The following is a 19,206-nucleotide window of genomic DNA, read 5'->3' as shown; positions in this document are numbered from 1 at the left end:
TCACAAATCGAGTTTGCAAGGAATCGCGCTCCCAAGGCCTGTTTTCCGGCAAATCCAGCTACGACAAAACACCGTTTCCAGATTCCAGATCAACGGCTTGGGAGTTCTTCACGGACGACGGATGACGATACGAAGAAAAGTCATCCGGCTCTAACGAACCGTGACCGGTGCGGGTAGCGGCGGCACTACGGTGGGCTGCGCGCCGGGAACCGGCGCCAGCTGGGTCTGAGCCGGCGCGGACGCGGCGGTGGCAGGACCTGGGGGCGGCGCGGCCGAAGCGGTCGCCGCTCCCGGCGGCGGGCCACCGGGCATCACCACCACGCGGGTGCCGACCTTGGTGCGCTCGAACAGATCCGAGACGTCCTCGTTCAGCATGCCGATGCAGCCTGACGAGACGAATTTGCCGATCGTCGAGGGCTGGTTGGTGCCGTGGATGCGGTAGATCGTCGAACCCAGATACATCGCACGCGCCCCCATCGGATTGCCGGGGCCGCCCGCCATGAAACGCGGCAGATAGGGCTGGCGCTCGATCATCTCGGTCGGCGGATGCCAGTCGGGCCACTCGGCCTTGCGGGTGATCTTCTGCACGCCGTTCCAGGTGAAGCCATCGCGACCGACGCGGACGCCGTAACGAACCGCGCGGCCACCACCGAGAACATAATACAGGTAGGTGTTGGAGGTATCGACGACGATGGTTCCCGCCGGCTCCTTGGTGGCGAAGGCCACTTCCTGACGACGCAGGTGGGGAGGAAGCTGCGCGGGGGCGGCGTCCGGCTGTTCTTCCGGCGGCAGCGCGGCGAGCTGCAACGGCCTGCCGTCGGCTCCGATAGCAGGCTGCGGCGATTGCGGGGGCGCGCCGACGGCGCCAGGCGCCACGCCGACTGCCTCCGGTGGACGCAAGACGCGATCGTCATTCGGATAGACGATTCCAGAACCGGGAATCCGACTGTCGCCGCGATCCGAATAAGTCGGTGGCGCGGCGCCGGCTGGACGGTCGCCATAGATCACCGGCGGCGGACCTGCAGGACGGCCATAACGCGGATCATCAGGAGAAAGGATCGGCCCGGTGGGCATCGGTACGCCGCGGTCCGTATAGATCGGCGCGCCCATCGGACGGCCATAGCGCGGATCATTCGGCGAAAGTACCGGGCCAGGCGGCGGCAAGGCGGTTGAGCCCGGTGCTTCATCATCGTCCAAGGCGTCAACATCCGGCGCGCCGGGGCCACGACGTTCATCGAACAGGTACCCACCTGGGACATAAGGTCGGGGGGACGTCGAATAAACCGGGCCGGGAGGCATCGGATAGCCCTGCTGCGCATGGACAGCCGGCGCTCCCGCCACGCCAGCGGCAATAGCGGCGCAAATCGTCAGAATGCGGTTGATCATCATCGCCTTTTTGTAGACCCCTAGCCCCACCGGACCGTTAACGCCAGATGGCGGAAGATAGCGGCACATTCAAGACTATTCCCTGAAATTCGGACCGGATCGGGCACTTTGTGATCGACCGGAAAGCTGCGGCAAAGATGCATCAGCGCGCCGAAAATCGCCCATGTCGGGCAACGGAACAGGCTCAAGCGCGGCTTTTGCAGCAAAAAATCGCGGAGGACTGAGATAGTCTCGAATCAACCTGATTCGCTACTGCGAAGCCGGTCACATCGTGATCACCGCGTTCCCTTGACATCAACAGCCCTGCCAACGGCACGGCGGAACTCGTGTCCATGCTCCCCGGTTTTCGATTCCTGTTCACCGCGATCGTCCTTTCAGTGTCGATCCTGGTTTTCGGGCTTGGCGCCGCCGCTTTGCTGCGCGCCGCACATGAAGAATTCGCCAACCATCCCGCGCGACGGGCCCCGCCCGAGCCGGTGTTTTCCCGGCAGAACTTCCCCGCGATGCCGACCCTGGCCTTGCTGCGGGTCGATCCACCCGCGGCGGAGAAGCCCGCCCCGGCCGACGCCGCCGCCGCAGAAATCGCTCCGGATACCGTGTCGCCAGCCGAACAAGCTCCGGACGCCGCATTGGTGGAAACCGGGAAGTTGGCCGCGCCGGCATCGGAAGAAGCTGGGCTTGCCGAAACCGCGGTCCCGCCGCCCCCCCCTGTCATCGAAGCCATAACGGAAACGGTGGCCGCGCCCGCGGAGCCCGAGACGCCTGCTGCCAATGCGGCAACGAAGCTCGCTGCAATCATTGAAACACCGGAGCTGCCGCCGGCGAAGGATGGGCTTTCGCGCAAAGACGGCGGCGCGGCCCGGATCGCAACCCTCGGCGGCCTTGCGGTCATTGTTGACGAAAAGACATCGGCAAGAACGACCGATGCCAGCCCGGACCGTAGCGCGGTCAAAAAGCGGGCGGCGCAGCGGGCCCGGGAGCGACGGCGGGCCGCCGCCCGGCGCGCGCGGCTGGCGCGAGAGGCGGCCCTTGCGGAACAGGCGGCGCAGCCACAACGGCTATTCGACCCGTTTACTCAAGAGTTGGGCTTCCGAAACCCGCATTAATCTTGCTGCGTCATAAGACCCTCATGGTGAGGAGCGCGAAGCGCGTCTCGAACCATGTGGCCCCGTCTGTGGTCTACATCCTTCGAGACGCCCGCTACTCGCGTGCTCCTCATCAGGATGAGGTCGAGCAATCTTGACGCAGTAGGATCAACCCCCGCAAGGGCGATCAGGCCGGGCCGGTTGCGACCGGAGGCCCGCCCGCCGCGCCCCATTCCGTCCACGAGCCGTCATACAGCGCCGGGTTCTCGACGCCGAGGCGATAGAGCGCCAGCGTCAGCACCGCGGCGCTGACGCCGGATCCGCAACTGGTGACGATGGGCGCGTCGAGCTTCACGCCCGCCTCCGTAAACGCGGCGCGCAGTTCGTTCAGTGATTTCATCGTACCGGTCGCAGCGTCGAACAGCCGGTTGTAAGGCAGGCTGAGGCTGCCGGGGATGTGACCGGAACGCAGGCCCGGACGCGGCTCCGCCACCTTGCCCTGGTAGCGATCATTGGCGCGCGCATCGATCACCTGCTCGGCTTGGGTGGCGAGGTTGGCGATCAGTTGCTGCATGCTGCGCGTGCGCCGCGGGTCGAGCGTGGCCTTGAACACGGCAGGCCTGGGCGTCACCTCGCCGCGCTCTACCTTGCGGCCTTCCGCGACCCATTTCTTCAGGCCGCCATCGAGGATGCGCACGTTGCGGTGCCCGAACGACAGGAACATCCACCACGCGCGCGGCGCGGCGACCCAACCGCCGGAATCATAGATCACGACCGTATCGTCGTTGCTGATCCCGAGGCCGCCGACGTCGCGGCCGAACTGTTCCGCGGACGGAAACATATGCGGCAACGGGTTGGAATGATCGGACACGGCGTCGACGTCGAAGAACGCCGCACCCGGAATGTGCGATGCGAGATAATCGTCCTTCGGCAGCGGCAGCACGCCCGGCATCTTGAAAGAAGCGTCGATGATCTTGACGCCGGGATCGCCAATGTGGGTGGCAAGCCAGTCGGTCGAGAGAAGCGGATCGGTGGCAACGGACATGGGGCGCGTTCCTGATTGTCGTTCCGGGATGCGCCGGCAGGCGCAGACCCGGAATCTGGAGGTTCTGGAGATTCCGGGTTCGCGCCGGCGCGCGCCCCGGAATGACGGAGAATATAGCCGCCTACTTCTTCTTCGGCTCCCACTTCTCGATCGGGCCGCCGGCGTCGCGCCAGGCGGCGAAACCACCGCCCATATGGGCGACCGGCTTGAGGCCCATGTCCTGCGCGGTCTTGGCGGCGAGCGCCGAGCGAAGTCCGCCGGCGCAGTGAAAGATGAATTTCTTGTCCTGCTGGAAGATCGGCTTGGCGTAGGGACTTTGCGGGTCGATCCAGAATTCCAGCATGCCGCGGGTGCAGGAGAACGCCCCGGGGATCTTGCCCTCGCGCTCGATCTCGCGGGGATCGCGGATATCCACGATCACGACGTCGGGGCTGGTCGCAGCCTTGATGGCGTCCTCGGCGCTGACCGTCTCGATCTCGGCATTGGCTTCCTCGATCAGCGCTTTGATTCCGGTATGGATGGTCTGGGCCATTGGTTGCACCTCGTCCTTGTTGCTATCCGACGCCCGCCGTTTTCCTGTCAAATCCAGGCTCCTGTCATTCCGGGGCGATGCGAAGCATCGAACTACGATGTGCAATTGCACATCGGAGAATCTGGAGCGAGTGAAGCAACCTCGATATTCCGGGTTCGCTTCGCGCCCCGGAATGACGGTGGTTAACGCACCAGTTCCTTCATCGCGCCTTCGAGGCCTTCGATCGTGATCGGGTACATGCGTTCCGAAAACAGCCGACGGATGATGGTGGTGGATTCCGAATAATCCCAGTGCTTCTGCGCCACCGGATTGAGCCACACCGCATGCGGATAGGTGCGCGTGATGCGTTCGATCCAGACCGAGCCGGCCTCTTCGTTGACGTGCTCGACCGAACCGCCGGGCACCATGATCTCATACGGGCTCATCGAGGCGTCGCCGACGAACACCACCTTGTAGTCATGCGGGTATTTGTGCAGCACGTCCCATGTCGGCGTGCGGTCGGTGAAGCGGCGCTTGTTCTGCTTCCAGACCCCCTCATACAGGCAGTTGTGGAAGTAAAAATACTCCATGTGCTTGAATTCGGACTTCGCCGCCGAGAACAGCTCCTCGACCTGCTCGATATGCGAGTCCATCGAGCCGCCGATGTCGAAGAACACCAGCACCTTGACCGCGTTGCGTCGCTCCGGCCGCATGTGGACGTCGAGATAGCCCTGGTTGGCGGTTTTCCTGATCGTGGTGTCGAGATCGAGCTCGTCCGGCGCGCCGGTCCGGGCGAACTTGCGCAACCGGCGCAGCGCGATCTTGATGTTGCGGATGCCAAGCTCGACATTGCCGTCGAGATCCTTGAACTCTCGCTTGTCCCACACCTTTACGGCGCGGTTGTTGCGGTTCTTCTCCTGCCCGATCCGCACGCCTTCGGGATTGTAGCCGTGGGCGCCGAACGGCGAGGTGCCGGCGGTGCCGATCCATTTGTTGCCGCCCTGATGGCGACCCTGCTGCTCCTTCAGGCGCTGGCGAAGCGTCTCCATGAGCTTGTCCCAGCCCATCGCCTCGATCTGCTTCTTCTCATCCTCGGTGAGGTATTTTTCCGCGAGCTTCTTCAGCCATTCGGCGGGAATGTCCGCCTTGTCCATCGCATCCAGCAGGCTTTCCAGCCCCTTGAACACGGTGCCGAACACGCGGTCGAACTTGTCGAGGTTGCGCTCGTCCTTCACCAGCGCTGCGCGGGAAAGGTAGTAGAAGTTCTCCACGGTCTGATCGGCGAGGTCGGCGTCGAGCGCCTCCATCAGCGTCAGGTATTCGCGCAGGGTCACGGGGACCTGTGCGTCGCGCAGCGATGTGAAGAATTGCAGGAACATGGGATACAGATCGCCCGCCGGGCCGCGCCCGTCAAGGGCCAGCGCATGGCTGACAGACCTGGACCGGGGGGGTTTTTCATTTACAATCGAGCCATAAAGGGCTTATTCCGGCGGGGGAAATTCGATGGGCATCATAGCGGCACTGATCATCGGTGCGGTCGCGGGCTGGCTTGCCGGACTGATCGTGCGCGGCGCTGGTTTCGGCCTGCTCGGCAACATCGTGATCGGCATCATCGGCGCGCTGCTGGCGAGTTGGATGCTGCCGCAACTGGGCGTCAGCCTGGGCGCGGGCTGGATCCGGGATATCGTCAACGCCACCATCGGCGCGGTCATCATTCTGGTCATCCTGTCGCTGATCAAACGCTGACGAGGCGCACCAACTCCAATCGCGACCGCCGGGCCGGCGGTCGCTTACTGTTCAGGCCGAGAGCGGCTCAAGAACGAACCACAAGGCAAACAGCGAGATGAAATTTACCGGTACCAAGAACTACGTCGCCACCGACGACCTCAAGGTCGCCGTCAACGCCTCGATCGTGCTCGAGCGCCCGCTGCTGATCAAGGGCGAGCCCGGCACCGGCAAGACGGTGCTGGCGGAGGAAGTCGCCAAAGCGCTCGGCGCGCCGCTGCTGACGTGGCACATCAAGTCCACCACCAAGGCGCAACAGGGCCTTTATGAATACGATGCGGTGTCACGGTTGCGCGACAGCCAGCTCGGCGACGCCAGGGTTTCGGATATCTCGAACTACATCAAGCGCGGCAAACTGTGGGACGCCTTCACCCACGACAAGCGCCCGGTGCTGTTGATCGACGAGATCGACAAGGCCGATATCGAGTTCCCCAACGACCTGTTGCTGGAACTCGACCGCATGGAGTTCTTCGTCTACGAGACCGGCGAGAACATCAAGGCCAGCCTGCGCCCGATCGTGATGATCACCTCGAACAACGAGAAGGAACTGCCGGACGCGTTCCTGCGCCGCTGCTTCTTCCACTACATCAAGTTCCCCGATGCCGACACCATGACCCGGATCGTCGACGTCCACTTCCCCGGCATCAAGAAGCGCCTGGTGGAAGAGGCTTTGCGCATCTTCTTCGAGGTACGCGAAGTGCCGGGCCTGAAGAAGAAGCCCTCGACGTCGGAGCTGCTCGACTGGCTCAAGCTGCTGCTGAACGAGGACATGACGCCGGAAATGCTCAGGGAGCGCGACCCGCGCAAGCTGATCCCGCCGCTGCACGGCGCGCTGCTCAAGAACGAGCAGGACGTGCATTTGTTCGAGCGGTTGGCCTTCCTCAGCCGTCGCGAAGTGTAAGTTCGCAAGACTCCACGGCGTCAAAACCACGGCTGCGGCCCTGGTCTGGCGACAAACGAAGAAAAGCGGGGAAAATGAACGTTCAGGCCCAGATCGACACGGCTTCATCCGCCGCCACCGAGCATTTCGACGTCCTGATCGCAGGCGCCGGCATCTCCGGCGTCGGCGCGGCCTATCATCTCGCGACCCAATGTCCGGGTACGACCTTCGTGGCGCTGGAAGCGCAGAAGACGTTCGGCGGCACCTGGACCACCCACCGCTATCCCGGCATCCGCTCCGACAGCGACCTGCATACGTTCGGCTACCGCTTCAAGCCATGGACCAGTGCGCCGATCGCGACCGCGGCTGAAATCCTCAAATACATGGGCGAGGTGATTGAGGAGAACGATCTGTCCCGGCACATCCGCTATCAGCACACCATCAAGTCGGCGACATGGTCGAGCGAGGAAAATCTCTGGACCATCGAGGCGGTCCGGACCGACACCGGCGAGAGGCGCCGCTTCACCACCAATTTCTTCTGGATGTGCCAGGGCTACTACCGCCACACCGAAGGCTATACGCCGCAGTGGAAGGACATGGCCAAGTTCAAGGGCCCGATCGTCCATCCGCAGAAATGGCCGGAGGATCTCGACTACAGCAACAAGCGCGTCATCGTCATCGGCTCCGGCGCGACCGCGGCGACGCTGATCCCGGCGATGGCGGGGGACGCCGCGCATGTCACCATGCTGCAGCGCTCGCCGACCTATTTCCGCACCGGGCGCAACGCGATCGAAATCGCCGAGCAGCTGCGCCAGCTCCAGGTCGACGAGAAATGGATCCACGAAATCACCCGGCGCAAGATCCTGTTCGAGCAGGACGCCTTCACCCGCAAGACCTTCGAGGAGCCCGAAGCCGCCAAAAAGGATTTGCTGTCCGCGGTCGAAGCCTATCTCGGCGAGGACTACGACATCGCGACTCACTTCACGCCGAAATACCGGCCGTGGCGGCAGCGCATCGCCTTCATTCCCGATGGCGATCTGTTCCAGGGCATCAAGTCCGGCAAGGCCTCCGTCGTCACCGACGAGATCGACCGCTTCACCGAAAAAGGCATCCTGCTGAAGTCGGGCAAGGAACTGGAAGCCGACATCATCGTCACCGCGACCGGCTTCAACCTGTCGGCCAATGGCGACATCGAATTCGCTGTCGACGGCAGGAAGCTCGACTTCGCCGATACCGTGACCTATCGCGGCATGATGTTCACCGGCGTCCCCAACCTCGTCTGGGTGTTCGGCTATTTCCGCGCCAGCTGGACGCTGCGCGTCGACCTGGTCGCCGACTTCGTCTGCCGGCTGCTCAAGCACATGAAGGAGACCGGCGCCAAGAAGGTCACGCCGCAGCTGCGCCCCGAAGACCACAACATGCCGCTGTTGCCCTGGATCGATCCGGAGAACTTCAATCCCGGCTACATGATGCGCGGAATGCACCTCTTGCCCAAGCGCGGCGACAAGCCGGAATGGCAGCACAACCAGGATTACTGGGCGGAGAAGGACGAGTTTCCGAACATCGACCTCAAGGATCGGGCTTTCGTCTACGGCTGAAGCCGGACCGCGACGCCATCGCCGTCATCTGCGGCCCCGTTGCTGCTCGGCGCCCTGAACGGCGCCGGCTATGAGGTGATATCTAACTGACGGCGCGGCGAATGCGCGTCTGCGCCATCGGCCTTCATTGCCGTCGACGGCGAAACACCGCGACAACTTCCTCAGCGACCAGCAAAAGCGGTACAATCACGAGATTCGCCCCTGCGTCTCGCGCGCGATCGGCACCATCACCGTCGATCGACACGCTGCACTGGCCGGAAGTGGCGCATCGCCAGGCGTATCGCGTCAGCGTGTGTCATTGAGCCGAAGTCAAATTCCTATCCAAGCCGCGAGGCGTGGTTGCGTTGGCTCGCTTGCCTCCAGAACAAATTCGACTGATGCATCGACCATCCCTCGCGGATACCGGCAGAGGCTTGCGCCTGTTCGGCCCTACCAAGAGATTCTGGTCAGTCATGCTACTGACGCAATTTCTGTCTTAGTCCGCGAGAACTAAGAACACCTGTGCGGGACCACACTGGTTCCCGCAACGGTTCCATTGCCAAAGATTGGCACGATCCGAAAAAAATGGCGCGGGTTCGTCAACGCATTTGCGTTCGCTCGACCATCTCTTGCGGCATCGGGGACCGAATGTTCTAGAAAATCAATCAAGGAGTTATGATGTTGGTTCGCTCGCGCGCCGCAATCTGCGGCGCCGTATTTGCGCTTGCGCTTTCTGTGAACGTTGCTCGAGGTGAAATCGTTGCAGTTCATTCAAGTGCCGCCGTCGCTCAAGCTTCTGGGGATGCGATCGTTGGCGCTGCTTCCACATACAATCCGTTCCGGCCCGGATGGCGGGAGGGCGGCCCGAACACAGCTTCCGGCGAGCGCTATGATCCCTCGGCGTGGACCGCCGCCATCAAGACGAGCTTGCGCCAGAAATTCGGTGGGGTCCGATATGGCAAGAGGCCGAAATACGCCCTCGTCGAGGCCGTAGGTAAGAAGGTCATCGTCAAGATAAACGACGTCGGGCCGCTAACGCCTGGCCGCATCATTGACCTCAACGAGCGGGCGATGCGCTATTTCGATCCGAGCCTGCAGCGCGGAGTAATTTACAGCGTCGTCGTCAGGCCGCTTACCGGCGACTACTGGATCCCCGGCCCGGTGGGCTGAACATCGCATGTGAAAGAAGCGGAGCGCGGCCGTCTGGACAGCAGGATGCTGTACCGCTGAAGAGCAACTGAGCTTCGCGCCAATGGCAAGCAATTCGCCTCCAATCTATCCGCTCTGGCCGGGCTACCTTCTGCGCCGCCTCAACTCTCGCATCCCGTAGCCGATTTCATGAGGACCTAGGCCTGCGCGGGGAACCTGACCGCCTCGGGCGCGGCCTTGCCGCGGATCATGTCGGAAGCCTTGTCGGCGATCATCAGCGTCGAGGCGTTGAGATTGGCCGAGATCATCCGCGGCATGACCGAGGCGTCGACCACGCGCAAGCCCTGCAGCCCGTGGACGCGCAACTGGTCGTCGACCACGGCCCATTTGGTGTCCGCCGGGCCCATCCGGCAGGTGCAGCCGGGATGGAACGTGGTGGTGCCGCGTTCGGTCGCGGCGGCGAGGAATTCGTCGTCGCTCTGCACCTTGGGGCCGGGAAAATCCTCATAGGCGTAGTATGGCGCGAGCGGCGCCGACGACAGCAGCCGCCGCGCTAGCTTCATGCCGGCGACGACGACGCGGCGGTCGAGTTCCTCGACCAGGTAGTTGGTCTGGATGATCGGCGGCGCAAACGGATCGGCCGAACGGATCCGCACATAGCCGCGGCTCTCGGGCCGCTGCTGCCAGGACGCGACGGTCATGCCGGGCTCGTCCTCGAGCTGGCCCTGCACGCCCTCCTTGTAGCTCGCCGGCGTGAACGTCAGCTGCAGATCCGAGCTCTCGGTGGTCTCGCCGGAATGCCAGAAGCAATAGACCATGGTCGGCGACAGCGACAGCAGGCCGCGCCGTGTCGTCGCCCATTTCAGCGCCTCGACCCAGAGGCTCACGCCGCGCCGGAGCTCGTTGATGGTCCGGATGTTCTTGACGCGCGCGACCGATCGCGGAGCATAGTGGTCCTGCAGGCCCTCGCCGACGCCCGGCAGGGCGTGGCGCACCTCGATGCCGAGCGATCCCAATAGTTCCGGCGAGCCGACGCCGGACAGTTGCAGCACCTGCGGCGAGTTATAGGTTCCGCCGGAAAGAATGACTTCCCTGCCCGCGCGCACCTCGACCGGCGCGCCGTTCTTGCCGCCCTTGAGATAGCGCACGCCGACCGCGCGCTTGCCTTCGAAGACGATGTTGGTGACATGGGCGTGGGTTCGCACCTCGACGTTCGGCCGCTTGCGCGCCGGATGCAGGAACGCGGTGGCGGCGCTGACGCGCAGCCCGTTCTGAATCGTGCGCTGGGCGTAGGAGACGCCCTCCTGGATCGCGCCGTTGTAATCATGATTGCGCGGGATGCCGAGGCTGATGGCCCCGGCCATGAACGCCTCGCACAGCGGATCCTGCCAGTCCATGGTGGTGACGGTCAGGTTGCCGTCCCGCCCGCGATAGGTTTCATCGCCCTCCCCGATCCGCCGCTCCAGCCTCTTGAAATAGGGCAAGACGTCGGGATAACCCCAGCCGCGGTTGCCGAGCTGCGCCCAGGTGTCGAAATCCTGCCGCTGGCCGCGGTTGTAGATATGGCCGTTGATCGACGAAGATCCGCCGAGCGTCTTGCCGCGCGGCGCGTAGATGCTGCGCCCCCCGGTCCACGGCCCCGGCTCCTGCTGGTAGGCCCAGTTGACGCTCTTCATGTGGAACGTCTTGATGAAGCCGGCCGGCAGATGGATGTAGGGATGCCAGTCGCGCGGTCCGGCCTCCAGCACGCAGACGCGGGTGGCGGGATCTTCGCTGAGCCGGTTGGCGAGCACGCTTCCCGCGGAACCCGCGCCGATAATCACATAGTCGAACGTTTCCATCGTATCGTTTCTGGCGCGGCTGAAAGCCTACCGCGTCTTTTCGTTGAGTTGATAATCGAGATGCGCCTTCACCGTCGGCCATTCGCTGGCGATGATGCTGTAGACCACCGTATCGCGCAACGTCCCGTTTGGCGCGATCTGGTGGTTGCGGAGGATACCGTCCTGCTTGGCGCCCAGGCGTTCGATGCCGCGCCGGCTCTGGTGGTTGAAAAAGTGGGTACGGAACTCCACCGCAATGCAATCGAGCTTCTCGAAGGCGTGCGTCAGCAGCAGCAGTTTGCATTGCGTATTGAGCGCGCTGCGCTGCACCCGCGCGGCGTACCAGGTGGAGCCGATCTCAACGCGACGGTTGGCCGCATCGACGTTCATGTAGGTCGTCATGCCCACGATCCGGCCGTCGGCATCGTACACCGTGAACGGCAGCATTGCGCCGGCCGCGAATAGGCCGATGCGGCGGTCGATCTCCTTGCGCATGTCTTCGGCCTTCGGAATGAAGGTGTACCAGAGCTTCCACAGTTCGCCGTCGCGCACCGCTTCCGTCAGCCCGTCGCATTGATCCTGCGACAGCGGTTCCAGCCGCGCATGCGCGCCCTGGAGGGTAACCGGTTCAAGAAAGGCCATCTCTTATTCTTCTCCGAACCGCGAGGAGCGAAAGCGATCTATCGTCTGTCATTCCGGGATGGTGCGCCAGCACCAGACCCGGAATCTCGAGATCCCGGGTTCGATGCTTCGCATCGCCCCGGGATGACGATTGCGCTTTGGCGCAATCGTCACTTGTTCAAAAAATTCAGCGCCAGGCCAGGGCGCGTCCAGTCCATCGCGATCAGCTCGCCCTTGCCTGACAAGGTGATGTAGGCGGTCTTCAGATCGGGCCCGCCGAAGGCGATATTGGTCGTGACACGATCGCCGGTCGGCACCTGCTCGACCAGCTTGCCGTCGGGCGCAATCACCGAGATGCATCCCGACACCAGGGTCGCGACGCAGACATTGCCGTTGGCCTCCACCGCCATCGAATCGAACATCTGGTAGCCGCCGAGACCCGCGATCGGCTTGCCGCGCTCGCCGCGATAGATCGCGTCGCGCGGCTTGATGGTGCCGGGCTCGGAGATTTCATAGGCCCACAACCGCGCCGTCGGGGTTTCCGCGATGTAAACCGTCTTCTCGTCCGGCGACAGCCCGATGCCGTTGGCCGGCAGCACGCCGTGGACGGCCTCGACGATCTCCTTCATACCCGGCTTGAGGTAGTAGAACGCGCCGACATCCATTTCGCGGGCGCGCCGCTTGCCGAGATCGGAGAACCAGAGCCCGCCGTGCCGGTCGAACACCAGGTCGTTCGGCCCCCGCAGCGCATGCTCGCCGCATTTATCGATCACTGTTTCGACCTTGCCGCTCTGCAGGTCTACGCGCTGGATCGAGCCGCCGAGATAGTCGTCGGGCTGCGGCCCCGGCATGATCATGTTGCGGGTTGGAATCCAGCTGAAGCCGCCATTGTTGCAGATGTACATCTTGCCGTCGGGCCCGAGGGCGGCGCCGTTGGGGCCGCCGGGAATTTGCGCAACGACCTCCTTGCGTCCATCCGGCCAGACTCGCGTCAGCCTTTTCCCTCGGATTTCGACCAGCAATACCGAGCCGTCGGGCATCACCACCGGACCCTCCGGAAACTCCAGATCGGTGGCGAGAACGCGGATATTGCCCATGAAATCCTCCCGGCTTGCTCTTGGCTGCAGGCGGATTCCTGGCTCGACCCCGCACGCGCGACAATTGGTTGCGGGATGTTATGGCAAAGTCGATATCGCTTGCCAAGCAAACGCGAGCGACGGCGGGGCGCAGGGCAGCAATGCGGCGGCGCCAGGTCAGCGGGTCGACGTTCTTGCTATGGCGCCGGAAGCCCGGCGCGTCGGCCCAACCCCACATACTCCTGTCACTTCGCTCCTTCTTTCGTCGCTGGCGTTGCGTCCTTGGGCACCGCGGCCTTCTTCGCGTCTTCCGTTGCCTTGTTCTGCGCCGACTGCAGCTCGGCCACCGTTCTCTGCAATCCCGCGACCGTGCTCTTCAGCGCTTCTACCTGCCGGTTGGCGGCGTCGATCTTCTGTTGCTGGTCCGAGGCAAGCTTGGTGATCGTCTTCTGCAGGAAGTCGACATTGCTCTGCAGGCAACTGGTCCGCCGCTCCATGGTCTTTTCGACGGTGCAGATCTCGATGCCGGGAACGTCCTGCGCGCGAACGGTCGCCGGGAGAGACGCCGTCAGCAGCACGGTCAGGGCGAAAGCTGTTCTGGTCATCTGGACAATCATCAAATCCTCACTGAAAAGCGCGCTCGGCATGCCAGAGGCATTATCACGGCAATTTGCGCGACTTCGGCCATCGACCTCGCCGATACCACATTGATACCTCATTCAGGCGGTGTGCTGGTAGCTGTTGCAGGGCCCTGATTTGGTTTGGCCGATGACCTTGGGTCCTGCAGGCTTCCGCGTGGAGGTTGAGTTCATGGCGACTCGTGAAAAGCGGCTGGCGCAATTCGATGGCAGCGGAGATCCGCCGAAGGACCAGCCCATGGAAGTCCTTTGCGAGGATCACAGCGGAACCTATCTGCTGCCATTTGCCTGCCGCTGGATCGACGGCCAGTGGCGCAACGACAACACCGGCGGCGTGGTCGCGGCGACGGTGGTCGGCTGGCGGCTGCCCCGCGCGCGATCTGAAAAAGCCGCCGAACGGGTCTGACGCGCCGCTCTGTATCAAAACGCGACGGGCATACCCCATCAGCTTAATGTTCGGAACGCCGGTGGAACGAATCGCGCCCGAATCGCTGATTCCAGACCGTACACCTTTGTTCACGGCTAGATGTCGGCGGCCACCGCAGGCGTTGCACCACATCAAGGACCGCAATGACCCGCCGGAGCCGGTGGCCGATGGCTCGGGTTAATGGCTCGGGGCTATCGGCGATACCTCGCCAGTGACCGCGGCGGCATGTCGACGGGACTGAGGGGGCCGGCACGGTTGAAACCGTCGAGCCGGACGCGGCGTCGGGCTATCTGGTTTGCGTCCGGATCTACCAATCCTTCAGACCATTATTGTCATAGGCCTTGCGCAGCGTGCCATCGGCGATCGCCTCGGTCAGGAACCTGGCCGCGAACGCCAGTGACAGCGGGCGATCGGGCGGCACCGCAACCGCCTGGCGTAAGCCGTCGGCGCTTTACCCACATGCGGATAGTCAGCGCGGCTTCTTGGCCGCCGCGCCGCCTTTTTGCGCCGGGGTTGCCGGCTTTGCCGGATCGACGATTTCCATTTTTCCGACCGTAATGATCTGGGCGCGCGCATTGACCGGCGACGCCGGGCGATTGACGTCCTGCAACTGCTCTTCGCCGAGGCCGAGCGCCTGAAGTCGCTTCGGCGAAACCTTGAAGGTCGATACCAGAACGTCCCGGATCGATTCGGCGCGCCGCTGGCTCAGGGCCAGATTGTGGTCGCGCCGGCCGGCGGATTCGACGTGAGCGACGATCAGAAAGCGATAAGGCTGCAGCTTGGGATCGTACAACGCGTCTGCGATGCTTCCGATCGTCTGGTAGGAGGCAGGCCTGACGACGGAAGAGTCCGCGTCGAACACGACCTCGAAACGAACTTGCGGCAATCGCGCAAGCTGCGGCGCAATCGGCGGCCGTCGTTGCGGCTGGGCGTCCGCCCTCGCCTTGATCCGCTCGGCGGCTTGCTGGCGCAAGGCGGCGAGGTCGATTTCAGGCGCGGTATCAAGCCCGGCAAGCCTGTCGGCAATGCCGCTTGCCGGCGCCGCCGTCTGCGCCCGCACCTGCGGTATCGGCAGCGCCGGAACCGCCAGCAAGCTCATCACGAAACCGCCGCCGCAAAGAAACAGCCTGCCCACGCGCATCAGCGATATCCCCCTGCGCTGAGCGCCCTGTTGCAGTTGGCGCTCACGCCGCGCGGCCCCGCGATCAGGCATTGCAGCGACCTGCCCTCCTTTTGCTCCTCGGCGCAAAACTTGTCGGCGTCGCGTTGGCACTGCTTGGTGACGGCGGCGCGTGCGGAAATACGGGCTTGAAGCGCCGCGAACGCGCGCGGGTAGTCGGCTTGGCATTTCGCCGACACCACGTCCTGGTTTCGAACCAGGCAATCCTTCAGGCGGCCAGCGTCGAAATTGACCCCGCGGCAATTGTCATCGAGGTCCTTGCCGCAGCTCGCGGCCAGCATAGCCGCCGCCTCCTCAAACTTGATCACCTGGGCCGCCGCCAGTGACGGTAGGAATATGACAACGGAAAGCAGCAACAATCGGAATCGGTTCATGCGCGCACCTCACACAAGGAGGGGGGCGACGGTCAAGATGCATCTTTTTGTAAATGCCCGCTCGGTTATGTTGCGCTGCAACAGGCGTCGCCTGCCCCATCGCCGTTAGCTTGCTACGCCACGGTTTGCGCCGCCGGAACCTTGATCTCCCGGGGCAGGATGACGGCAGCCACGATCACCAACAGGCACAACGCGGCAAACGCCTGCAGCATGGTGACGAAGCCACCCTGCTCATAGAGCCATGCCACCACGCCGACGGAGGCGCCGGCCGCGGTGAAGCCGATGAAGTAGCGCACCGAATAGGCGCGCGAGCGCCATTCCTCGCTGGTGTATTTGCCGACCATGGCATCGTTGACGGTGACCTGTCCGAACGCGCCCATCACGATGCCGATCGAAGCGATGATCAGCGGCAGGTTCGAGAGCGTCGCTGCGAAATACAGGAACGGCGCCAGCAGGAAGGACAGCGGCAGCATCACGGTCTTGAGCGAGTAATGGTCGATCAGCTTGCCGATCGTGTATTGCGTCATGGCGCCGAACACGTAAACGCCGGCTGCGATCAACCCCAGCACCGCCGGGCTGTTGGTCAGCTCGGCCAGCCGCTCCGCGAACAGTTTCGGCAGCGCCACCGTGATGGCGTTGAAAGTCGTGGAGATCGCGATGATGACGATCAGCAGCGCCAGTATCACCCGCCACATGTCCTGCTTGGCCACCCGCGCCTGCGCCGCCGCCTGCTTGAAGCCGGAACGGTCCTCATGAACCACCATCCGCGCAAACACGATGCCGATCAGCATGGTGACGATTCCGGGCACGATGAAGGCCCAGCGCCAGCCAAGATATTGCCCGACCACGCCGGTGACCAGCGCCGAGGACGCCACGCCGAGATTGCCCCAGACGCCGTTGAGGCCCATCTCGCGCCCGAGCCTGTCGGCGTAGGACACGATCATCGCGGTTCCAACCGGGTGATAGATCGACGCGAACAGGCCGATCGACAGCAGCGCCGCCCCGAGTTGCAGCGGGGTCTGCACGAGGCCCACCGCGATCATCGACGCGCCGATACCGGCAAAGAAGACCACCATCATATGACGGCGGCTCCAGCGGTCGCCGAGCCAGCCGGTGATCAGCGAGCCCGCGCCGAAGGCGACGAAGCCCGGGGTGGCGTAGGGCAGCAGCTCCGAATAGGCCATGCCGAGCGCCGGGCCCATGATGATGACGGCGGCGGCAAAGATCAGCATGGCATAATGGTCGATGAAATGGGCGGCGTTGACGAAGCCAATGACCCGGCTGGGGCTGTTCATGGGTCGAAATTCCGGTCGAATCCACGCAGGGAAACAGGTTATACGTGGTTGTCCTGACGGGATGTCGCCAATGAATATCGCCGAGAAGCCAATTTCCGCTATCATCGGGCGCCTGACCTCGACCGGCGACGGCATCCACATGATCGCCAACAGCTACCGGAAGGGCGTTCGGCTCGACGCCCACATGCACCGCGAGGCGCAACTGGTCTACGCCGCCAAGGGCACCATGCAGGTCACAACCCCGAAGGGCCGCTGGCTGGTGCCGCCGGACCGGGCCGTCTGGGTCCCGGCGCTGTCGGAACATGCCATCGACGTGCTGGCCGATATCGAGATGCGGACGCTGTATTTCGACCTGGCGTGGCTCGACCGCGAACCGCGCAGCACGAGCCTGGCGCAGGAATTCGTGGTGCGGGTATCGCCGCTGCTGCACCAGGCGATTCTGGCGCTGTTCGACGACCGCAATACGCCCGAGCGCACCGCGGTTCTGGTCGAACTGACCATGCTTGAGTTGCACCGGGCCGAGGATTCCACGACCTTCATCCCGCTGCCGCATGAGCCGCGCTGCCGGCGCGCCGCCGACATCGTGCTCGCGGATCCGTGCGGCGCCCACGAGATCGAGGCGCTGGCGCGCGAGGTCGGCGCCTCGGCGCGAACCCTGTCGCGGCTGTTCTCGTCGGAGACGCAGTTAAGCTTCAAGAGCTGGCGTCAGCGCGCCCGCATTGCGGCGGCGATCGAGAAAATGTCGACGGATGGCAACGTCGCCGTCAAGCAGCTGGCCTCGGATCTCGGCTATGCCAGCGTGCCTGCGTTTTCCCACGCCTTTCGGCAGGTCACCGGCAAGACGCCGACGGCGTTTGCCGGGAAGGCCTGACATATTTCCATGCACTCCATGCGCTTGATTGTGATCGGCATCGCCGGGAATCCTGTATAAGATTGCAGTAAATTAGCTGGATTCGACCTGCCTCATGGCCAACGCCTTCTTTTCCGACCTGCTCTCGACGATATCGGAGCGTGGCCGCACGCTGCTGCGGCGGGGCGGCCCCTCGGACACCCGGCAGGACGCCGCGGAGCTTCTTGAGCGGTGCGAGGCGTTGTTATCCGGCCGCGGCGAGGCGTCCGGCACCGCGATGGCGCGCGACGTGCTCGATCGCTACCGCAACCTCGACGCCGCCGGCCGGCTCAAATTCTTCGAAGCGCTGGCCCGCGACTACGGCCCCGACCGCGAGAAGCTGTCGCGCGTGATTGAGAGCTGGCGGGCGCAGCCAAACGACACCGACGCCAGCGACCTTCATTTCGCTTCCGAACCGCGCCGCCAGGAGCTGATCCGCCGGCTCAATCGCGCCCCCGGCGGCACCAGCGACCTCGTGGCAATGCGCGCCGACCTGCTTGCCCTGATGAAGGACAACAAGGATTTGGCTGCGCTGGACCGCGATGTCGTGCATTTGTTGTCGTCATGGTTCAACCGGGGGTTTCTCGTGCTGCGAAGGATCGACTGGTCGACGCCGGCCAATATCCTGGAACAGATCATCCGCTACGAAGCGGTGCATGAAATTCATGACTGGAACGACCTGCGCCGCCGCATCGATCCGGTCGACCGGCGCTGCTACGCATTCTTCCACCCGCAGTCCGCCGACGAACCGCTGATCTTCGTCGAGGTCGCCCTCACCGAGACGATCCCGACCGCGATCGCGCCGCTCCTCGCCGCCGAGCGCCAGCCGGTGCCGCCCGAACGCGCCCGCACCGCCGTGTTCTATTCGATCTCGAACACGCAGAAAGGCCTTGGCGGCATCTCGTTCGGCAGCTTCCTGATCAAGCAGGTGGTCGAGGAATTGCGGCGCGAACTGCCCAGGCTGGACACCTTCGTGACGCTGTCGCCGGTGCCCGGCTTCATGCCATGGCTGAAACAGGCCGCCGACGTTCCGCTCAGCGACGAGGAGCGCACGCTGCTGGAAAACCTCGAGCGGCCGGACTGGTTCGAGAATGCGGAACTGACCGCGCAGTTGCGCGCCGTGCTGGAGCCGCTGGCGGCGCATTATTTCCTCAAAGCGCGCACGGCAAAGGGCCGGCTGATCGATTCGGTGGCGCGCTTCCACATCGGCAACGGCGCGCGGCTGGAGAAAATCGACTGGCTCGGCGACCTCTCGCCCAAGGGCCTGCGCGAATCCGCAGGGATCATGGTCAACTACCTCTACCGGCTCGACGATATCGAGAAGAACCACGAGGCCTACGCCAACCAAGGCGAGATCGCCGCCTCCAGCGCAGTGAAGAAACTGCTGAAGACCGAGGGCCGGCGGCTTCTGGATATGCGGCTGTCCTAGGCTGGTTTAGAAACGTCATTGCGAGCGAAGCGAAGCAAT

The 19,206-nt window shown here is 63.8% G+C and carries 19 protein-coding genes and 1 pseudogene; 8 read left to right on the top strand and 12 right to left on the bottom strand.

Going from position 1 to position 19,206, the window contains the following annotated elements:
• Positions 1–150: 150 nt before the first annotated feature.
• On the bottom strand, positions 151–1,389 hold the full coding sequence (locus Q0D31_RS17150) for a L,D-transpeptidase (protein ID WP_291853570.1): 1,239 nt from the start codon (positions 1,387–1,389) through the stop codon (positions 151–153).
• A 374-nt stretch (positions 1,390–1,763) separates the two neighbouring features.
• Here Q0D31_RS17150 and Q0D31_RS17145 point away from each other — a divergent pair, with 374 nt between their 5' ends.
• Entirely contained in the window at positions 1,764–2,492 is a 729-nt protein-coding gene (locus Q0D31_RS17145; RefSeq protein WP_291853569.1) for a hypothetical protein, read from the top strand.
• Positions 2,493–2,658: 166 nt separating this feature from the next.
• On the opposite strand, the gene sseA is transcribed toward Q0D31_RS17145, so the two are convergent.
• The 3 genes from sseA to Q0D31_RS17130 form a co-directional block, all read right to left on the bottom strand.
• Positions 2,659–3,516, bottom strand: coding sequence for a 3-mercaptopyruvate sulfurtransferase (gene sseA / locus Q0D31_RS17140; RefSeq protein WP_291853566.1), 858 nt, complete (start codon positions 3,514–3,516; stop codon positions 2,659–2,661).
• 121 nt (positions 3,517–3,637) lie between these two features.
• Entirely contained in the window at positions 3,638–4,048 is a 411-nt protein-coding gene (locus tag Q0D31_RS17135; protein ID WP_291853564.1) for a rhodanese-like domain-containing protein, read from the bottom strand.
• 182 nt (positions 4,049–4,230) lie between these two features.
• Complete coding sequence (locus tag Q0D31_RS17130) at positions 4,231–5,406, bottom strand: VWA domain-containing protein (RefSeq protein WP_291853561.1); 1,176 nt, start codon at positions 5,404–5,406, stop codon at positions 4,231–4,233.
• A 124-nt stretch (positions 5,407–5,530) separates the two neighbouring features.
• Here Q0D31_RS17130 and Q0D31_RS17125 point away from each other — a divergent pair, with 124 nt between their 5' ends.
• The 4 genes from Q0D31_RS17125 (at position 5,531) to Q0D31_RS17110 (ending at position 9,439) form a co-directional block, all read left to right on the top strand.
• Positions 5,531–5,773 (top strand): GlsB/YeaQ/YmgE family stress response membrane protein, encoded by a 243-nt coding sequence (locus Q0D31_RS17125; RefSeq protein ID WP_291853558.1) that lies wholly within the window; start codon positions 5,531–5,533, stop codon positions 5,771–5,773.
• Between the two features lie 97 nt (positions 5,774–5,870).
• Complete coding sequence (locus Q0D31_RS17120; RefSeq protein WP_291853555.1) at positions 5,871–6,713, top strand: MoxR family ATPase; 843 nt, start codon at positions 5,871–5,873, stop codon at positions 6,711–6,713.
• A 74-nt stretch (positions 6,714–6,787) separates the two neighbouring features.
• A complete protein-coding gene (locus tag Q0D31_RS17115) occupies positions 6,788–8,290 on the top strand; it encodes an NAD(P)/FAD-dependent oxidoreductase (protein WP_291853552.1) in 1,503 nt (500 codons plus the stop codon).
• 654 nt (positions 8,291–8,944) lie between these two features.
• Positions 8,945–9,439: a septal ring lytic transglycosylase RlpA family protein gene (locus tag Q0D31_RS17110; protein WP_366518525.1), complete on the top strand. Its 495-nt coding sequence runs from the start codon at positions 8,945–8,947 to the stop codon at positions 9,437–9,439.
• A 176-nt stretch (positions 9,440–9,615) separates the two neighbouring features.
• On the opposite strand, the gene Q0D31_RS17105 is transcribed toward Q0D31_RS17110, so the two are convergent.
• From Q0D31_RS17105 to Q0D31_RS17090, 4 genes are all read right to left on the bottom strand, one after another.
• A complete protein-coding gene (locus tag Q0D31_RS17105) occupies positions 9,616–11,259 on the bottom strand; it encodes a GMC family oxidoreductase N-terminal domain-containing protein (protein WP_291853544.1) in 1,644 nt (547 codons plus the stop codon).
• Between the two features lie 27 nt (positions 11,260–11,286).
• Positions 11,287–11,880: a GNAT family protein gene (locus Q0D31_RS17100; protein WP_291853541.1), complete on the bottom strand. Its 594-nt coding sequence runs from the start codon at positions 11,878–11,880 to the stop codon at positions 11,287–11,289.
• A 149-nt stretch (positions 11,881–12,029) separates the two neighbouring features.
• Positions 12,030–12,956 carry an SMP-30/gluconolactonase/LRE family protein gene (locus tag Q0D31_RS17095; protein ID WP_291853538.1) on the bottom strand — a complete coding sequence of 309 codons (927 nt, stop codon included), beginning with the start codon at positions 12,954–12,956 and terminating at the stop codon, positions 12,030–12,032.
• A 224-nt stretch (positions 12,957–13,180) separates the two neighbouring features.
• Positions 13,181–13,540, bottom strand: coding sequence for a hypothetical protein (locus Q0D31_RS17090; RefSeq protein WP_291853535.1), 360 nt, complete (start codon positions 13,538–13,540; stop codon positions 13,181–13,183).
• Between the two features lie 205 nt (positions 13,541–13,745).
• Here Q0D31_RS17090 and Q0D31_RS17085 point away from each other — a divergent pair, with 205 nt between their 5' ends.
• Positions 13,746–13,979: a hypothetical protein gene (locus Q0D31_RS17085; protein ID WP_291853532.1), complete on the top strand. Its 234-nt coding sequence runs from the start codon at positions 13,746–13,748 to the stop codon at positions 13,977–13,979.
• A gap of 328 nt (positions 13,980–14,307) precedes the next feature.
• On the opposite strand, the pseudogene Q0D31_RS17080 reads toward Q0D31_RS17085, so the two are convergent.
• The 4 genes and pseudogenes from Q0D31_RS17080 to Q0D31_RS17065 form a co-directional block, all read right to left on the bottom strand.
• Positions 14,308–14,430: pseudogene (locus Q0D31_RS17080) on the bottom strand (amino acid ABC transporter substrate-binding protein); the annotation flags it as partial.
• A 39-nt stretch (positions 14,431–14,469) separates the two neighbouring features.
• Complete coding sequence (locus Q0D31_RS17075; RefSeq protein WP_291853528.1) at positions 14,470–15,141, bottom strand: OmpA family protein; 672 nt, start codon at positions 15,139–15,141, stop codon at positions 14,470–14,472.
• Positions 15,141–15,554, bottom strand: a complete 414-nt coding sequence (locus Q0D31_RS17070; RefSeq protein WP_291853525.1) for a hypothetical protein — start codon at positions 15,552–15,554, stop codon at positions 15,141–15,143. The genes Q0D31_RS17075 and Q0D31_RS17070 overlap by 1 nt, the downstream gene beginning before the upstream one ends.
• 113 nt (positions 15,555–15,667) lie before the next feature.
• Positions 15,668–16,849 (bottom strand): MFS transporter, encoded by a 1,182-nt coding sequence (locus tag Q0D31_RS17065; protein WP_291853522.1) that lies wholly within the window; start codon positions 16,847–16,849, stop codon positions 15,668–15,670.
• Between the two features lie 70 nt (positions 16,850–16,919).
• Between Q0D31_RS17065 and Q0D31_RS17060 the strand changes: the two genes are divergently transcribed.
• Entirely contained in the window at positions 16,920–17,720 is an 801-nt protein-coding gene (locus Q0D31_RS17060; protein ID WP_291853519.1) for a helix-turn-helix transcriptional regulator, read from the top strand.
• Between the two features lie 94 nt (positions 17,721–17,814).
• The gene (locus tag Q0D31_RS17055; protein ID WP_291853516.1) at positions 17,815–19,167 is read left to right on the top strand and encodes a malonyl-CoA decarboxylase; all 1,353 of its coding nucleotides are present in this window, start codon (positions 17,815–17,817) and stop codon (positions 19,165–19,167) included.
• The last annotated feature ends 39 nt before the right edge of the window (positions 19,168–19,206 follow it).

This window comes from Bradyrhizobium sp. (assembly GCF_022844465.1).
Classification (GTDB): Bacteria; Pseudomonadota; Alphaproteobacteria; order Rhizobiales; family Xanthobacteraceae; genus Bradyrhizobium.
Note: the sequence above shows the minus strand (reverse complement) of the source record. Positions and strands in the feature narration are given on the sequence as shown.

Coding starts and splice junctions, on each gene's coding strand:
- Q0D31_RS17150 (WP_291853570.1), bottom strand. CDS start 1,389: ATGATGATCAACCGCATTCTGACGATTTGCGCCGCTATTGCCGCTGGC.
- sseA (WP_291853566.1), bottom strand. CDS start 3,516: ATGTCCGTTGCCACCGATCCGCTTCTCTCGACCGACTGGCTTGCCACC.
- Q0D31_RS17135 (WP_291853564.1), bottom strand. CDS start 4,048: ATGGCCCAGACCATCCATACCGGAATCAAAGCGCTGATCGAGGAAGCC.
- Q0D31_RS17130 (WP_291853561.1), bottom strand. CDS start 5,406: ATGTTCCTGCAATTCTTCACATCGCTGCGCGACGCACAGGTCCCCGTG.
- Q0D31_RS17125 (WP_291853558.1), top strand. CDS start 5,531: ATGGGCATCATAGCGGCACTGATCATCGGTGCGGTCGCGGGCTGGCTT.
- Q0D31_RS17120 (WP_291853555.1), top strand. CDS start 5,871: ATGAAATTTACCGGTACCAAGAACTACGTCGCCACCGACGACCTCAAG.
- Q0D31_RS17115 (WP_291853552.1), top strand. CDS start 6,788: ATGAACGTTCAGGCCCAGATCGACACGGCTTCATCCGCCGCCACCGAG.
- Q0D31_RS17110 (WP_366518525.1), top strand. CDS start 8,945: ATGATGTTGGTTCGCTCGCGCGCCGCAATCTGCGGCGCCGTATTTGCG.
- Q0D31_RS17105 (WP_291853544.1), bottom strand. CDS start 11,259: ATGGAAACGTTCGACTATGTGATTATCGGCGCGGGTTCCGCGGGAAGC.
- Q0D31_RS17100 (WP_291853541.1), bottom strand. CDS start 11,880: ATGGCCTTTCTTGAACCGGTTACCCTCCAGGGCGCGCATGCGCGGCTG.
- Q0D31_RS17095 (WP_291853538.1), bottom strand. CDS start 12,956: ATGGGCAATATCCGCGTTCTCGCCACCGATCTGGAGTTTCCGGAGGGT.
- Q0D31_RS17090 (WP_291853535.1), bottom strand. CDS start 13,540: ATGACCAGAACAGCTTTCGCCCTGACCGTGCTGCTGACGGCGTCTCTC.
- Q0D31_RS17085 (WP_291853532.1), top strand. CDS start 13,746: ATGGCGACTCGTGAAAAGCGGCTGGCGCAATTCGATGGCAGCGGAGAT.
- Q0D31_RS17075 (WP_291853528.1), bottom strand. CDS start 15,141: ATGCGCGTGGGCAGGCTGTTTCTTTGCGGCGGCGGTTTCGTGATGAGC.
- Q0D31_RS17070 (WP_291853525.1), bottom strand. CDS start 15,554: ATGAACCGATTCCGATTGTTGCTGCTTTCCGTTGTCATATTCCTACCG.
- Q0D31_RS17065 (WP_291853522.1), bottom strand. CDS start 16,849: ATGAACAGCCCCAGCCGGGTCATTGGCTTCGTCAACGCCGCCCATTTC.
- Q0D31_RS17060 (WP_291853519.1), top strand. CDS start 16,920: ATGAATATCGCCGAGAAGCCAATTTCCGCTATCATCGGGCGCCTGACC.
- Q0D31_RS17055 (WP_291853516.1), top strand. CDS start 17,815: ATGGCCAACGCCTTCTTTTCCGACCTGCTCTCGACGATATCGGAGCGT.